The 16,259-nt window shown below is 34.0% G+C and carries 12 protein-coding genes; 5 read left to right on the top strand and 7 right to left on the bottom strand.

Annotated features, from left to right (window positions below):
• Nucleotides 1-195 precede the first annotated feature (195 nt).
• From hutH to M2373_RS22280, 3 genes are all read right to left on the bottom strand, one after another.
• Nucleotides 196-1,683, bottom strand: a complete 1,488-nt coding sequence (gene hutH / locus M2373_RS22290) for a histidine ammonia-lyase (protein WP_259113660.1) — start codon at nucleotides 1,681-1,683, stop codon at nucleotides 196-198.
• Nucleotides 1,684-1,802: 119 nt separating this feature from the next.
• Nucleotides 1,803-2,003: a T9SS type A sorting domain-containing protein gene (locus M2373_RS22285; RefSeq protein WP_259113664.1), complete on the bottom strand. Its 201-nt coding sequence runs from the start codon at nucleotides 2,001-2,003 to the stop codon at nucleotides 1,803-1,805.
• 123 nt (nucleotides 2,004-2,126) lie between these two features.
• Nucleotides 2,127-3,497 (bottom strand): hypothetical protein, encoded by a 1,371-nt coding sequence (locus M2373_RS22280; protein WP_259113659.1) that lies wholly within the window; start codon nucleotides 3,495-3,497, stop codon nucleotides 2,127-2,129.
• A 290-nt stretch (nucleotides 3,498-3,787) separates the two neighbouring features.
• On the opposite strand from M2373_RS22280, the gene M2373_RS22275 reads away from it, so the two are divergent.
• The 3 genes from M2373_RS22275 to M2373_RS22265 all read left to right on the top strand — a co-directional run bounded on the left by M2373_RS22275 (nucleotide 3,788) and on the right by M2373_RS22265 (nucleotide 7,347).
• On the top strand, nucleotides 3,788-4,549 hold the full coding sequence (locus M2373_RS22275) for a hypothetical protein (RefSeq protein ID WP_259113657.1): 762 nt from the start codon (nucleotides 3,788-3,790) through the stop codon (nucleotides 4,547-4,549).
• Between the two features lie 81 nt (nucleotides 4,550-4,630).
• The gene (uvrC, locus tag M2373_RS22270) at nucleotides 4,631-6,421 is read left to right on the top strand and encodes an excinuclease ABC subunit UvrC (RefSeq protein ID WP_259113656.1); all 1,791 of its coding nucleotides are present in this window, start codon (nucleotides 4,631-4,633) and stop codon (nucleotides 6,419-6,421) included.
• Between the two features lie 137 nt (nucleotides 6,422-6,558).
• A complete protein-coding gene (locus tag M2373_RS22265; protein WP_259113654.1) occupies nucleotides 6,559-7,347 on the top strand; it encodes a T9SS type A sorting domain-containing protein in 789 nt (262 codons plus the stop codon).
• 75 nt (nucleotides 7,348-7,422) lie between these two features.
• Here the strand turns inward: M2373_RS22265 and M2373_RS22260 are convergent, their stop codons facing one another.
• From M2373_RS22260 to M2373_RS22245, 4 genes are all read right to left on the bottom strand, one after another.
• On the bottom strand, nucleotides 7,423-10,302 hold the full coding sequence (locus M2373_RS22260; protein WP_259113652.1) for a T9SS type A sorting domain-containing protein: 2,880 nt from the start codon (nucleotides 10,300-10,302) through the stop codon (nucleotides 7,423-7,425).
• 76 nt (nucleotides 10,303-10,378) lie between these two features.
• Nucleotides 10,379-11,134, bottom strand: a complete 756-nt coding sequence (locus M2373_RS22255; protein ID WP_259113651.1) for a hypothetical protein — start codon at nucleotides 11,132-11,134, stop codon at nucleotides 10,379-10,381.
• Between the two features lie 11 nt (nucleotides 11,135-11,145).
• Nucleotides 11,146-12,228, bottom strand: coding sequence for a PorV/PorQ family protein (locus M2373_RS22250; RefSeq protein WP_409013228.1), 1,083 nt, complete (start codon nucleotides 12,226-12,228; stop codon nucleotides 11,146-11,148).
• Nucleotides 12,229-12,240: 12 nt separating this feature from the next.
• Entirely contained in the window at nucleotides 12,241-13,119 is an 879-nt protein-coding gene (locus M2373_RS22245) for a DMT family transporter (RefSeq protein WP_259113649.1), read from the bottom strand.
• A 378-nt stretch (nucleotides 13,120-13,497) separates the two neighbouring features.
• Between M2373_RS22245 and M2373_RS22240 the strand changes: the two genes are divergently transcribed.
• Entirely contained in the window at nucleotides 13,498-15,126 is a 1,629-nt protein-coding gene (locus tag M2373_RS22240; RefSeq protein ID WP_259113648.1) for an acyl-CoA carboxylase subunit beta, read from the top strand.
• A gap of 181 nt (nucleotides 15,127-15,307) precedes the next feature.
• Nucleotides 15,308-15,775 carry a VanZ family protein gene (locus M2373_RS22235; protein WP_259113646.1) on the top strand — a complete coding sequence of 156 codons (468 nt, stop codon included), beginning with the start codon at nucleotides 15,308-15,310 and terminating at the stop codon, nucleotides 15,773-15,775.
• Nucleotides 15,776-16,259: the final 484 nt, after the last annotated feature.

Raw genomic sequence — 16,259 nt, 5'->3', positions numbered from 1 at the left:
ATGCAAAAATATTCATGATTTAAAACAAATGGTTAAAGAAAGTATTTATATTTACAACAACAAAAGACCACATCTGAGTCTGAAGATGAAACCCCCGGAAACAATGCATAAAAAATCCGGAAAATTAACATCTTCCGGATTAATATTGTAATTGATAACTTGTAAACCTATTTTAGGACTAGTCATGCTTAAAAATTAATTAACTACAAATTTTCTTTCATTAATCAATTCAGCGATCGCCAGCATATCTTTACCAATCAATCGGTCATCTTCAAGCTTTTCAACTTTTGAACGAAGAATCGAATAATTTTCTTCAATAATTTTTGAACATTTCGCAGGTCTTCTGAATTCTAATCCCTGTGCTGCAAACATTAATTCAACGGATAAAATATTCACCAGATTTCCAAGAACCTGATTGAATTTTCTACCCGAAATACTCCCCATTGAAACATGATCTTCCTGTCCTAAACTTGTCGGAATAGAGTCCGCTGAAGCCGGGAAACATAAGGTCTTATTTTCTGTCACCAAAGCAGCAGACGTATATTGAGGAATCATGAAACCAGAATTTAATCCTGAGCTTTCTGTTAACAGTCTTGGTAAACCGTATTTTCCTTCCAATAATAAATAACTTCTTCTGTCTGAAATATTTCCTAATTCAGCCGCAGCCAGTGTTGCATAATCTAAAGGCATTGCCATTAACTGACCGTGGAAATTTCCTCCTGAAATAGACTCTTCTGCACTTAATACAATCGGATTATCTGTTACCGAGTTTAATTCTGTTTCGGCCATCATTTTAAGATGTTCGAAAGCATTTCTGCTTGCTCCGTGAACCTGGGGAACACATCTCATTGAATACGGATCCTGAACTCTTTCACAGTCTTCGTGAGCTTTCATATTTTCAGACCCTTTCAAAAATTTCACCATTCTGGCTGCTACTTTTTTGCTTCCTTCGAATGGTCTTATATCATGTAGTTCTTTTTTGAATGGGCTTTCAGAACCTCTGTATGCTTCAAGACTCATTGCAGCCGTCATGTCTGCAAGGTCTAATAAATATTCAAATTTCTCCAATCCTTTGATCGCATGCGCCAGGATAAACTGAGTTCCGTTAATTAACCCCAGTCCTTCTTTCGGGCCTAAAGTCAGAGGTTCAAGATTATGTTTTTCCAAAACCTCAGCGGTTTCAAAAATCTCATTTCCAACCCAAACCTGTCCTAATCCCAAAAGTGGCAAAACCAGATGTGACAAAGGTGCCAAATCTCCGGAAGCCCCTACAGAACCCTGTTCCGGCACTACAGGAATGATATCTTTTTCCAACATCAGGATCATTCTCTCAATCACCTCTAAAGAAACTCCCGAAAATCCTTTTGATAACGCATGAACTTTCGCAATGATCATGATTTTTGAAAATTCTTTATCAATGGGTTTCCCCACTCCTACTGCATGGGAAATGATTAAATTATATTGTAACTGTGCTGTTTCGTCAGCAGAAATTTTTGTATCGCAAAGCGGTCCGAAACCAGTGTTAATCCCGTAAACACATCTATCTGACTCTACAATTTTCTGAACGTTTTTCTGTGATTTTAAAATTTGATCTTTTGAAGCTTTATTAAGTTTCGCTTTTTTCGGATTTTTACAGATTTCCAGAACATCATGGAAAGTAAAAATATCTACACCGTATATCATTCTCTAAATTTTGTCTTAAAATTACACATTTAGCCATAATTGGAAAAACTAAATGTCACTGAAAATATTATTACTGAAGCTTAAGGAACAGCTATCAGCATTTTCATGCAATACCTTTGTTATTTTTTTATGATTTTATATGAATTGCTGATCTCTTTACTGTATAGTTTTAGAATATAGTTCCCTGAAATTAAACTTCTTAAATCAACAGTATCGGTATCTTTGGCACGTAAGACCTCTCTTCCGACTGCATCATAAACAATCAGGGTTTCCATTTTTTCGGAGACCTTTATATAATCACTCGAAGGGTTTGGATACACCAAAACATTTCTCTTTTCTTTATTTGATACATCTTTATTTACAGATAAAAAATTTACTGTAATCGGAAATTTAGAAAACCACACATTTGTATTAAAGGGTGAGCTTAAAGCATAAGACTCAGTTCAGAAACTAATAATTTTATTATCATTAGTAACAGATAAAGATGTATTTCTGGCATCAGAATAGTGTTGATTAGCTCTTAAAACATAGGTAGGAGTAAAAAGACTGGTCCCCAGTGAATTGATGAAATTTATATAAAAACTGAATCTTCCTAAATGTGCAGGGATATCTACATAATGGTAGCCATTAATCACAAAATTACCATCTTGTAATTTATTTACTGCTTGCACATAGGCAGGGATCTGAGTATACTTCAACGTATTTCCGGCATCATTTATTTTAATCATCCAGCCATAGGCCGAACCAATCGGGTTACCGGAATTCCCTAATATAAGGTAATTATTATCACTTGTTTCCTCTGCAAATAATCCCTCATCTTTGATACCGTCAGTACTTGAGCCTGACATATGATATTTCTTCCATGTCAGTGATCCGGCAGATGATATTTTGGCAAAATAGGCATTGTAATTATCATAAACAGTTCCGACAGATGATGTAAAAGGAAAATTTTCTGTACCTGTTATAATATAACCATCACTAAGTATTTTCACATCATTAGCAATATTTATCTGTTGAATATCGGAAGATTCTATGGCAGAATTCATCAATATATTTCCATCCATATCAAGTTTAAACAGAAATCCTTTATTTTTACCCGCTACCGTATTGCCGGAATAATCTCCATCAATCGAACCGGAATTTACAAGTACGGCAAAATTGTTATCATTTATTTTTTTTAATTTCGCTGATGTCTCATCTAAGGATCCCTGAAGAAGTTTTTTCCATACAATATTTCCGGCCTCATTAAGTCTTATAATCCAAACATCTTTTCCTGTACTTCCTGCATGGCTAAAATCAAAATCATTAGAATTGGTATTTACAGCCATTATATAACCGTTTGTTACCGGTATTATCTGAACATTTGATTCATCTCCTGATCCTGCTACAGCATTGTTCCAGATGATATTGCCATTAATATCTAATTTTGTCACCCACAGATCATTATTCCCGCGGTTTACAGTGAATGAATTTGTATTGGATTTTGACCGGGATAATAAGATAATTCCGCCGTCATTTGAATTGATGATATTTAATGCGGCATCGTCATTATTTCCTCCTATATTTTTTTTCCATAAATAGTTCCCGTCTGCATCTACTTTTGTTAAAAAGACATCTTTCATACCATAGTTTACAGCTATATCTTCGTTATTACTAAGAGTAGTTCCAGTAAAAACATAGTTGTGATCTGCACTTTCTATATGCCCGGCAAAATATTCATCACCCGTACCTCCAAATTTTTTCTGAAAATCAAAGACTTGAGCTTCCATAGAAAGACTTAAAAGCAGACTTGCTAAAAATACTTTTTTCTTCATAAAATTTAAATTTTCAGGTTATTGTTATCAAAAGTTATTTTTAATTATTGTTTGAAAAGTATAGGGTTTACTCCTGGAAATGTTCATAATTTATAACAGGATTTTTGTTTTTTACAGTTTTTCAGAACATCATGAAAAGAAAATACTGATACCGAATATAATTTTCTAAATTTTCCTTAAAAATACACATTTAGGCATAATCGAAAAAACTAAATTCAGACTAAAAATATTTTGTTTCACAAGCACTTTAATTTACTATTTTTACGCCCTTAAAACAATTTTAATAACTTATGAAACTCAAAGCTTTATTACTTGCACTATCTCTTGTAAGCGTAACCACTTTTGCTCAAAAAGTGAAATATTCAAAAGAAGAGAAAAAGGAAATGAATCAGTATTTATTTAATGAAGGATTTAATACTGCATCACAAAAAAAGATATCTACTATTATATTAAAGGATAACAATGAACATCAAGGGTACGCCAAATCATGGGTAAAACAGAAAGGGCAAATTCTTTCTATTACGATTGAGGATGCTGATACAGGAAAATCTATAAAATTTGATGCTAAAGATATTGCTGAAATGTACTTATATGCCACTGAAACTGAAAAGTCGATGAAAGCTGCAAAATTCATTTCAAACATGAGAAATTACAGCACAAAAAAATATGGAAAATCTACGACAGATGATGCAATTCCTTTCGAAAATCAGACAGTTTCATTAAAAAACAAAAAAGAAAGCAAATCTTTTTTAATGCAGGTCATCAATCCTGAATTCAATGAAAAAATTTCAATTTATTACGATCCTTTTGCTAAAGAAACAGCCGGTTTTGGTTTTGCAGGAGCTCCGGCTTTCGGAGGTGGCGTTATCAAATCTTATTATGTAAGAAAAGGAGATAAAGTAATGTGGCTTCACAAAGATGATTTTGAAGACAATTATGACTTTTTATTCGGTGATAATGCTGAATTTATGAAAAAATACCCTAAAGACTCTGTAGAATGGGACTATTTCAGCTTTTTGGTTTATAAGTATACTGAAATGAGCAATGGATAAAATTTAATTTTAACAAAATTTATAAAGCTGTAGGAAATTCTACAGCTTTTTTTATGCCTTTAAATTGCTTAATTTTGTTCTATGAATCCTTCTCTAGAACTACAGCTTAAAACTTTACCATCCGAACCCGGCGTTTATCGTTATTATGATAAAAACGAACAGCTTCTGTATGTAGGGAAGGCAAAAAATTTAAAGAAAAGGGTTCTCTCCTATTTCAACAAAAACCTTTCCGGCTACCGAATTAAAATTATGGTCGGAAAAATTCAAAGGTTGGAAACGACTATTGTAAACAGTGAATATGATGCACTTTTATTGGAAAACAATCTGATCAAAGAACATCAGCCGTTTTACAATGTAATGCTGAAAGATGATAAAACCTATCCATGGATCTGTATTAAAAATGAAGATTTTCCGAGGATTTTCTTAACAAGAACGAAGATCAAAGACGGATCTGAATATTATGGGCCTTATGCAAAAGTGCGTCCTGCAAAGATTTTATTGGATACCATTAAACATATTTACAAACTCAGGACTTGTAATTTAAATCTTTCGCCCAATAAGATTGATGACGGAAAATATAAAGTATGTCTGGAATATCACATTAAAAATTGTGAAGGACCTTGTGAAGGGCTGGAGAGCAAGGAAGATTATGATGAAAAAGTAGATGCCATCCGTGGAATTATCAAAGGAGATTTCCGGAAAGCAAAAGAATATCTGGTCAATCAAATGATGAAATATGCAGAAAATCTGCAGTTTGAAAATGCACAGTTAATCAAAGAAAGACTGGATATTCTCGAAGATTATCAGGCTAAAAATACAGTTGTCAATCCAAATATCGATGATGTGGACGTGTTTGGAATGACCAGCGATGAGACGGCAGCTTATGTTAACTTTTTCAAGATCCGAAACGGAAATATTATCCAAAGTTTCACCACAGAAATTAAAAAAATTCTTGAAGAATCCGATGAAGATATTATGGAAGAAGCATTAATTGAAATCAGACAAAAATTCAACTCTGATTCAAAAGAAGTGCTTTTGCCTTTCCATCTGTCGGTTGAAATTCCGAATGTAAAACTCATTGTTCCTAAAGTTGGTGACAAAAAGCGTATCGTAGAACTTTCCGAAAAAAATGCCAAAGAATATCGTCTTGAAAAATTGAAGCAGGTACAGATCGTCGATCCGGAAAGACATACCAACAGAATCATGGCAGAAATGCAAAAACTGTTGAGAATGCCTGTAGAGCCAAGACATATTGAAGGTTTTGACAACTCAAATATCCAGGGAACCAATCCGGTTTCAGCTTGTGTTGTTTTTAAAGATGGAAAACCCAGCAAGGCAGACTACAGAATTTTTCATCCTAAAACTGTGGAAGGGCCCAATGACTTCGCCACGATGGAAGAAGTGATCTACCGGCGTTATAAAAGAATGCTGGATGAAGGTGAAAGTTTACCACAGTTAATTTTAATTGACGGTGGAAAAGGACAGCTATCTTCAGCAGTAAAGAGCCTGCGACTACTAGGACTTTATGGGAAAATAACAATCGTAGGAATTGCGAAAAGACTGGAAGAAATTTTTTTCCCGGAAGATTCTATTCCTTTATATCTCGATAAAAAATCTGAAACACTGAAGATTTTACAGCGGGTTCGAGACGAAGCTCACCGGTTTGGAGTTAAACATCACAGAACAAGACGAAAAAACTCGACTATAAAATCAGAATTAGATGAAATTCCTGGTGTTGGAGAAAAGACTATTGAGTTGCTTTTATCCAAATTAAAGTCTGTAAAACGCATAAAAGAGGCAAATCTTGAAACTTTAGAGGAAATTTTAGGAAAGAGTAAGGCGAAAATTATTCGTGACTTTTTCGATAATTAAATTCAATCGAGCATGAATTAATTAGCCTCAAAATAAAGATTTAATCAATTTTCAAAAGTTCGTGAATTTATATACATTTTTGAAAAATAATCATTTATTTAATTACTTTAGTAGTGTTATTACAAAAAAATACATTTATGAAAAGTAATTACTCTTTTGCGAAAATTTTCGCACTTTTATTCGGAACAGCATTTTCGGGTTTAAATGCCCAGACGTACTGTAACCCTAGTTATCCTAACGGATGTTCAAGCTGGAGAATCACACAGGTAACAATTCCATCTGCTAATTTTAATAATTCTTTTGCATCAGGCACTTGCACCTCAGGTAGGGATAGAACATCAATAGTAGCCAATTTAACCCCTGGAAGCAGCTATACAATCAACATTACTACAATGGGATGGATTGCATGTGCTATGGCTATTGATTTCAATAATGACGGAGATTTCAATGATGCGGGAGAAGTTTTGTATCTTCCGGCTTATCTGGGAAATACGGCAACTGAAACCTATACCGGCACATTTACAATTCCAGCGTCTACGGCTCCCGGAAATTACAGAATGAGAATCTGGAACCGTTTAGCGAACTCTACCAACGGAACTCCTGCCGATTCTGCCTGCGGAACCTATCAATATGGAACATGGACTGATTATACAGCTAATATCTCACAACAGCTGGGAACTTCCGAAACGGCTAGATCTACAGCGAAAGTCTATCCTAACCCTACTTCAGATTTATTAAATATTGAAAGTGAAAATACGATTACATCAGTAGAGATATATGATTTTAATGGCAGACTTCTTAAAAATGTCTCTTCGGAGAAAAGTAAAAAGATATCTATAAAAATTTCAGATTTGCAGTCTGGTACTTATACTGCTAAACTTAAAGAAAGTAAAGGGGAGCAAAATATTAAATTTATAAAAAACTAAATTCTTATCAAATCTCATTAGTGTGTAAAAATATAGGCTGTCTAAGACAGCCTATATTTGTTTGTAACTCAAAAATTATTTCTTTATAATTTTACTGAAGAATTCACCTTTACTGGTAGAAATCTTCACAAAATATATTCCTGAAGAAAGATCAGAAATATTGACTCTTTCTTTTATTGCTCCGATATTCTTAACCAATTTTCCGGTCATATCAAATATTTTAACTCCTAAAATTTGTTGGTTATCCGAAAGTTGCAGGGAAAACTCATCAATTACCGGATTAGGATAAACTTTGATCGCTTTAGAGCTGACTTCATTTTTAACAGAAGTATCATTTGTCGCCAAAAATACGGGTAGTGGATCTGTAACTTCATATAGTTCACTTCCATGTTCTTTTGTATATACTGTAAAGAAAAGCTTCTCCCCATCAGTTGCCATTTTCTGAATATTCTCATTCACCAATAACTGGTTGTCATCGTTGGTAATAAAAATATCCAAAGGCATTGTATTCGAAACAGTACCGTTGGTTCTCCAAACTTTTTGAGAGTCTCCGTTAAGAAAATACAGATAATCATTAGCACAAGACATATCTTTTACTGATGAAAAATTATTCGTGGAAAGATTGAAAGTTCCGGCATTTGTACCATCTGTTCTCCATAGCTGTGTTCCGCTATTGGCTGAGAAAAATAACTGGTTTCCACATTTTTTAAATTTAACATCTCCCGAAAAATTAGCCTGGGCCACTTCTAAGGTTCCTGCCACAGTTCCGTCAGTTACATTCAAGGCAGAAGGCCAGTTGGTGGTGATATAAAATAATTTATTATTCAGTATTTCTGTTTCTCTGGCAATACTTGTTCCACTCCATTGAGCGGCATGAGATTTTAGCAATACCGCAGAAGACTGATCTCCATCAGAAGCCCAAAGTTCCGTATGTCCATAACTTGAATTATTTTCCTGCCTTGCTGTGAACAATAATTTGTTATTAAAACCTGTTAGTACTTTTATATCACCATCTGTCCCATCCTGATAGTTCAGCTGAATGGCTTTTGTAGTATTCGCTTCAGTTCCATCTGATTTCCAAATTCCTAATTTCCCGTTTTCTTTGGCAACAAAATAAGCAAACCCGTTTAAAACAGCAGTTTTAGTATCGGTATTGTAAAGACTTCCCATATACTCTGTCGAAATATCTTTCACCAATACCGGAGTAACAGAATTATTATCAATTTTCCAAAGCTCTGTTCCCATTACGTTATTATATCCTGAAAACAGCAAAGTATTATTATTCAGATTAGCATATAAACCCGTATCATACTGAGATGTCTCGGGAGTTAAAATCAAAGAAGTATTTGATGCTGTTCCACCAGTTCTGTAAATCGCGCCTCTTGGATTGGGAGTATTATTTTTAGTATAAAGAGAATTTCCAACTTTAAAGAAAGTATCTGTAAAATCTGTAAAGATCCCTGTAGAAGATCCGCTTGTTAAATTGCTATAGCGTGTTGTCTGTTGGGTATTTTTATTTCTTTTATAAAACTGATTATTAAATTCTCTGTCTGCAGCAATGAAAATTAAGTCATCGTTAAACTGTTCAAAAGCATGTGGCGAACTGCTTTCAAATCGGCTAATATCAGAAGCCAGAGCTGCCTCCTGAGTAAGAGGGTTTAAAGAATACAACTCCATCCCGTGCTTAGCCGTACTTCCTGAAAGATATACTTTGGAGTTTAAATCCACAAAATTATTATTCGACGCCATCCCTAATGTTGTAATTTCAAAGGTTTGTGTAGAATTTCCATTGCTTAACCAAAAACGATTCCACTCGTTGGGCTTTGTAAGGATTAAATGCTGGTTATCTGAACTCGTTCCATACAACACATTATTGGTAGGTGTATTAAATAAAACCGTTCCGGCTTCTGTTCCGTCTGTTTCCCAGATATAATTGCTATAGCCTGGACTTCCGTTTGAATAGCTGTCAAAATAAATTTTATTATTAACCTTCACAAACTTAAGATTAAGCCCCATAGAACTGGTGGTTCCCGGATAAATATCTTTTAAAATTTTCGTACCGCCAACTGTTCCGTCCGATACCCAAGGTTCAGAGCCTCCGTTTGCAGCATCAAACCCGATAAATACAAAATAATTTCCTGCGGAAACCCCTTCCAATTGATATGTATTTTGAAAAGCCCTCAAGGGATTTGTTCCTGCAGTAGTTCCGTCACTTTCGAAAAGATTATAACTCGTTCCTGTATTAGCAATAAAATAAAACTTTCCGTTGTCTAATGTTAAAATTTTGAAATCGTTTGAAATACTGCTTCCAGTGTTGGGAGCAATATCTTTTAATAATGATGTACCTGCTATGGTGCCATCCGACTTCCAGATCTCTTTTCCGTAAGTCCCATCATTAGCCGCAAAGATTAATTGATTATTATAAGAATATAATTTCACATCTCCTGAATATTCAAATGTTTTTAATAATGACAAATTATTTGAAACCGTATCGAATGACCATAATTCTTTATTCTGATAATAGAAAATTTTATTTCCTACCACCACCAGCTCACCGATGGAGTAATTAGAATTGATATCCTGCTTTTTAACTGTTCCGGCTGGAGTCCCGTCTGTTTCCCAAATTTGATATCCTGAAAAATTTTGCTGTGCCACAAAATATACCTTATTATTAAGCTTTACAAATAAAGAATTGGGTGGTATTCCGCTGTTATGTCCGGCAAAAATATCTTTCAGTAAAGTAGATTTTTGAGTGGCAGAGTTATAAACCCAAGGTTCCAGCCCTTCATCTGCATTTCTGGACGCTGCAAAAATAATGAGATCATTAAGCTTGATTAGATTGTAAGGAGAGCTTCCCGATCCGTAATGGATTTCGCTTAATTTAGTATTTAAAACATTTTGTGCGCTGAAAGATACTGACAGAGCTATCAGTAATGAAGTGTAAATTTTTTTCATGATTATTAAAAATTAATCCTTAACTCATTCTTGCGTTTGAATTAAGGATATATGTTTTTTTGATTTAAATTAAGTTTTATTTTCCTGAAAATACTTCTTTAGCATATTCTCCATTAGATTGAGGCATTTCGATGACAATATTTCCATTTTCAAAATACCCAATGGTAGAATTTCCATTTTCTAATTTTACACGGAAAACATCTTTCTTAGTAGTTGCTTTAAATGTTGCAAAAGGAACCGAACTATTAGATTTTACTAAAAGAAACTGATTCGCATCAAGCTGAACTTTCTGAAGGTCAACTTTACCATTGCTGAATTTACTCGCCCCAGTTTCCGGTGAAGCATCATTAACAGTTACCACTTCTGAAGTTACCGTTACCTTACTCGTAGCCGTGTTAGCTGGCTGAATTGACAATGTTTCCACAGGATTAGAAACAGAGACTTTTACCAGAGCCTGTTTTAAAGCGTCCTGATAGCCTTCTTCAAATTCCTTAATATCTGTTGTTCCTTTTGATTCCAGAACTACCTTGTCATTACAGTCTTTAAACTGTAAAATAACTCTGTTTCTCAAAAGAGTTTTATCATTAATGACATCAGCATTTACAACACTGCAAGAATTTGTAATTAATTCGGTTGGCCATTTGCTTTTATCTCCAGAAATAGTGGTATACTGTTTCCCCTTTAGCGCCTGAGCCAGATAGTTTTCAAGTCCAAAGCTATTTTTAAACGTCTGAAATTTTTCAGGAATTGATACATATTTAAAATCAGACACCTTTTGTCCGAAAGCAATTACCGAACAAACACTCAATATAAGTACTGATAATTTTTTCATTTTTTTATTTTTTAATCGTTTCTAAACATTCCCATGTCTAGTTTAAGAGAGAAAAAGTTGGAATAAAAATTAGATCCTCCGATTCCTGAATTCGTAATTGCATAATCTAATGTTAAGCCTCTGTATCTGATCCCGATACCCGCACTTGGCTGGAAAGACACTTTTCTTCTTAAATCTTCAATATCTGTAATTGACTGGAATCTATTAACCCCCAATCTCACAAAAATCATTTTCTGATATCCTAATTCAGCACCCGCATAAGGCGTAATACTTGCAAAATCTGTTGAGACTAATGCCGCTGTCTTAGCAAAATCAACATTAATACCGGCTTCCGGTAAAACATAAACACTGCTGTTGATTTCAAACATTTTACTTGCTCCAACATTTAGCTTCGGCATTGTTAATTCCATTTTATCCTTCGGAGCAGGGTTAAATTCTTCACCATTTACAACAGTTGATAATTCTTTCTGGTTAATACTCCAAAAGTTAACGGTAGTTGTAGCATCACGAAGCATCCCTCCGATCTTCCATCCGTTATCCATTTTATAGATTGCCCCAATATCAAATCCGAAACCATATCCATTGGCAAACTTCCCTACATTTCTGTATACAATCTTAGCGTTGATCCCCACATCTAATTTAGTATTTCCACCAGGATTAAATGCATAAGAAAGAATCGCTGCGTAATCTGATTGTGAGAATTTTGTGATTTTATCATAATCAATATTTCCCTCTGCGTCAATCATCTGAGTTGTATTTAAGATATTATCAACTCCAAGTCTTACCACAGAAACTCCGAAAACACCCGTTTCTAAAACTTTTGCATAAGCCAGATAATCATATTTTGCAATAGACTCAAAATATTCGGCGTGCATCGCTGCTCCCTGCCAATCTCTTTCTATTGCCATTAAACCTGCGGGATTCCACATGGGCGAGTAAACATCATCCTGATTGGAAACTACTGCTCCTCCCATTGCCAATCCTCTCGCTCCGGCTCCGATATTTAAAAATTCATTGGAATATTTTCTGATAATTTGCGATTGAGAGAATCCAAATAATAAGGAAAATACAAGTAAAAGATATTTTTTCATCATATAGTTTGATGCTTAATTAAGTTTTTTTTGTTTTTTAGCTTTTATTAATCCGTTAGCAATGATTGCCAGTATCATAACACCTGATGCTATATAAAATATAGGGCTCATATGTTCTGATTCCCCAAAGATAAAAAAAGCTAGTATAATTCCGTAGACTGGTTCTAAATTAACTGTTAAAATTAGTGTAAAAGGCGAAATATATTTCATCAGATTTACCGATTCCAACATCGGAAAAGCAGTAAAGACACTCGCTAACAAGCATATTAACGCAATATCTCTATAACTTATTTCATTCATCTGAAAAATTTGTCCGGAAAACAAATAAATAATCATCAGAATAAACCATCCGCAAAAAATTTCATAAAAAATAATATTTCCTGAACTTGTTTTACCAAACATTTTACCGTTAAAAACAGAAAATATAGTCCCGAATATCGCACAAAGTACCCCATACATTATACCTTCCTTGTATTGAAATTCTGTTTTAAAAATCAATAAAATACAGGAAACAATAACCACTCCCATGACGACTTCAGAAATATCGATTTTTCTTTTAAAAATAATAGGTTCTAATATAGATGCAAATAAAGTGGATAAAGAAAGACAGCTTAAAGCAATAGAAACATTGGATACTTTAATAGAATAAAAGAAACAGTACCAATGAAGCGCCATCGCGAAGCCTATAGCTGCCAGCTGAAAAAACATTTTTTTCGAAACTTTTATGCTTTCTTTTTTGAAAACCCTGATGTATACAAAAAGGCAGATTGCTGCGAACAACATTCTGTAAAAAACTAAAATCTGAGCATTAGCATGAATCAGTTTTCCCAATATTGCCGTAAACCCCCACAAAAAAACAATCAAATGCAACCTGAAAAGCGCTAATTTTTGCATATCCCTAATTCTTTGAATTTTTAACAGGCAAATTTACAAATAGCATTTACAAATCTTGCATAAAAAGTATAAATTAACGACAATAATCTGTCAAAATTTAAAAACCGTTAAAAAACAAAAAACCCTGAAAATTTGTTCAACTTTCAGGGCCTTCAAATAATAAACTATTAAAAAAATAAACTAGGAACTTAGAGTAATTACTAGAGAATATTATCCCTATTACTCTGTTGTAAAGTTAGAAAAAATATCATTCATTTAAAAATATTTTTATGTTAAATATTTCACAAAAATCTGAGAACCAACAAATTAAACACTCGTTTTATTTCAATTCGAAATCCTTTTAAAAATAGTATCTTTAGGCGGAAAAAATTGAAATTTATGGACATCGAATTCAACAAACGAGAAGATCAAAACAGATTAAAATTATCAGAGCTCAATCGCTTACTCGCTGAAATCAAAAAAGGAGGTGGAGAAAAGAGGCTTCAAAAGCTTCGTGATGAAGGAAAAATGACAGCAAGAGAGAGAATTGAATATCTTCTTGATAAAAATTCTGATTCCATAGAAATAGGAGCATTTGCAGGATTTGAAATGTATGAAGAACATGGCGGATGTCCGAGCGGTGGGGTTGTAATTGTTATGGGTTATGTTTCGGGAAGACAGTGTATTGTTGTCGCTAATGATGCTTCTGTAAAAGCCGGAGCGTGGTTTCCAATCACGGGAAAGAAAAATCTGAGAGCTCAGGAAATTGCCATGGAGAACAAACTTCCTATTATTTATTTAGTAGACTCCGCAGGAGTATATCTTCCAATGCAGGATGAGATTTTCCCTGATAAAGAACATTTTGGCAGGATTTTCAGAAATAATGCAAAGATGAGCTCTATGGGAATCATTCAAATTTCAGCTGTAATGGGCAGTTGTGTAGCCGGAGGTGCTTACCTTCCGATCATGAGTGATGAAGCTATGATTGTGGATAAAACAGGTTCCATTTTCCTTGCAGGAAGCTATCTTGTGAAAGCAGCTATCGGAGAAAGTATAGATAATGAAACTTTAGGAGGTGCTACTACGCACTGTTCTATTTCCGGAGTTACAGATTATAAAGCAAAAGATGATAAAGATGCTTTGGATAGAATCAAAAATATTATGAAATCTATCGGAAGTACTGAAAAAGCAGGCTTTGACAGAATTGAAAGTTTTCCTCCGAAAGAAAAACCGGAAAATATATTCGGAATCATGCCTGTATCCAGAGCTGAACAATATGATACGTATGAAATTATCAAATGTTTAGTAGATAACTCAGAATATGAAGAGTATAAGCCGGATTACGGTAAAAGTATTATTTGTGCAACAGCCAGAATCGATGGATGGTCTGTAGGAATTGTGGCTAATCAAAGAAAACTGGTAAAAAGCGGAAAGGGCGAAATGCAATTTGGGGGTGTCATTTATTCTGACTCTGCAGATAAAGCAACAAGATTTATTGCCAACTGTAATCAGAGAAAAATTCCTTTGGTATTCTTACAGGATGTTACCGGATTTATGGTAGGATCAAAATCTGAACATGGAGGAATTATTAAGGATGGTGCGAAAATGGTAAATGCAGTTTCTAATTCTATAGTTCCTAAATTCACTATTATCACAGGAAATTCATATGGGGCAGGAAATTATGCGATGTGCGGAAAAGCTTATGATCCCAGACTTATTGTAGCTTGGCCTTGGGCAGATCTTGCCGTTATGGGCGGAGCTCAGGCTGCAAAAGTTTTAGCTCAAATACAGGAATCTACATTAAAAAAACAAGGAAAAGAAATTACTGAGGAAGATCGTAATGAAATATTGGATACGATTTCAAAAAAATACCAAAAGCAGACAGAATCAACTTACGCGGCAGCAAGGTTATGGACTGATGCTATTATTAATCCTGTAGACACCCGAAAATGGATTTCTATGGGAATTGAAGCTGCCAATCATTCTCCGATAACAGAAAAATTTAATTTAGGAGTTATCCAAGTCTGATCATTTTGAATAAAATATTCTAGCCTTACTTTTCAGTAAGGCCTTTTTATTGTTAAAGTATATTAAACAAATATAATTTTTTCTAAAACATATCTAATAAGGCAGAATTTTTGTTACTATAATAAACTTAAAAAACTAATAGCACAATAAACTTTTTTATTACTAATCCTAAAGGAAACCTATGAAAAGAAATTTTGCTGTTCTCATTACTTTGTATTCTATTTTCTTACTGTATATGATGTTTTTTGCATCAGGAAGACAGGCTTCGGATAATACTTATTTTCAATTAATTCCATTCAACACTATTCATATTTTCTTTGCAGATACCCATATCCATAAAGAAGATTTTTTAGTTAATATTATAGGAAATGTTTTCGTTTTTTCTCCTTTTGGATGGCTGGGATTATGTGTTAATAGATTTAATAAGATTGTCCCTATTACTCAGTTTTTTTTGTTTGTTATAATTACAATAGAAATAACCCAATCTATTACAGGCCGTGGCGTTGCAGATATTGACGACGTCTTTCTAAATACTTTGGGAATGTTGATAGGTTTCTATATATTTAAATTTGTAACTTTTAAAAACATAGCTAACATCAGATTTCATTTTGATTTAGATCGCTTATATAAACTTCAAACATCAATTTAATAAAATATTTAATCTAGCTTTTGCCCCAAATGAGGATTTTTTGTAAAGTAATTAGATAATACTGATTTTCTATTATAGTAAGACTAAATTCATTAAGTTAATCTAATGAGGATATTATTCTGATATTCAAATTTCCACGCGATAGAAGAGCTGCAGAGAGGCGATTTACTTCAGGATAGGATGGCAATCTTATCTGGTTTTATATAATATTCTTAACCTCTATATGGTGTATGGATTCTTCCGGGATTATAAACCCTGGGTAACAAAAATCGTGATATGAAGATTGAAGATTTTAAGCCGGGAATTATCAACAGTTCGCCCCTACAGGGCTCAATTAAACATAACATATTGCCATAATCTATGAACAGACCGCTCCTACGGAGCTCCCCGCAATAGGCAATAGGCAATAGGCAATAGGCAAAGATAAATCTTTGGGGGATGGACACAAAAAAACCTCATTCAAATAAATGAATGAGGTTGATAC

It is taken from the genome of Chryseobacterium sp. JUb7, assembly GCF_024806495.1.
In the GTDB taxonomy this organism is placed as follows: domain Bacteria; phylum Bacteroidota; class Bacteroidia; order Flavobacteriales; family Weeksellaceae; genus Chryseobacterium.
This window is presented reverse-complemented; position numbering and strand designations above follow the sequence as displayed.

What these genes read in the sequence shown, in the direction of transcription:
- M2373_RS22255 (WP_259113651.1), bottom strand. Translation starts at nt 11,134, where the DNA reads ATGAAAAAATTATCAGTACTTATATTGAGTGTTTGTTCGGTAATTGCT.
- M2373_RS22235 (WP_259113646.1), top strand. Translation starts at nt 15,308, where the DNA reads ATGAAAAGAAATTTTGCTGTTCTCATTACTTTGTATTCTATTTTCTTA.
- M2373_RS22265 (WP_259113654.1), top strand. Translation starts at nt 6,559, where the DNA reads ATGAAAAGTAATTACTCTTTTGCGAAAATTTTCGCACTTTTATTCGGA.
- uvrC (WP_259113656.1), top strand. Translation starts at nt 4,631, where the DNA reads ATGAATCCTTCTCTAGAACTACAGCTTAAAACTTTACCATCCGAACCC.
- M2373_RS22240 (WP_259113648.1), top strand. Translation starts at nt 13,498, where the DNA reads ATGGACATCGAATTCAACAAACGAGAAGATCAAAACAGATTAAAATTA.
- M2373_RS22280 (WP_259113659.1), bottom strand. Translation starts at nt 3,497, where the DNA reads ATGAAGAAAAAAGTATTTTTAGCAAGTCTGCTTTTAAGTCTTTCTATG.
- M2373_RS22275 (WP_259113657.1), top strand. Translation starts at nt 3,788, where the DNA reads ATGAAACTCAAAGCTTTATTACTTGCACTATCTCTTGTAAGCGTAACC.
- M2373_RS22260 (WP_259113652.1), bottom strand. Translation starts at nt 10,302, where the DNA reads ATGAAAAAAATTTACACTTCATTACTGATAGCTCTGTCAGTATCTTTC.
- M2373_RS22250 (WP_409013228.1), bottom strand. Translation starts at nt 12,228, where the DNA reads ATGATGAAAAAATATCTTTTACTTGTATTTTCCTTATTATTTGGATTC.
- hutH (WP_259113660.1), bottom strand. Translation starts at nt 1,683, where the DNA reads ATGATATACGGTGTAGATATTTTTACTTTCCATGATGTTCTGGAAATC.
- M2373_RS22245 (WP_259113649.1), bottom strand. Translation starts at nt 13,119, where the DNA reads ATGCAAAAATTAGCGCTTTTCAGGTTGCATTTGATTGTTTTTTTGTGG.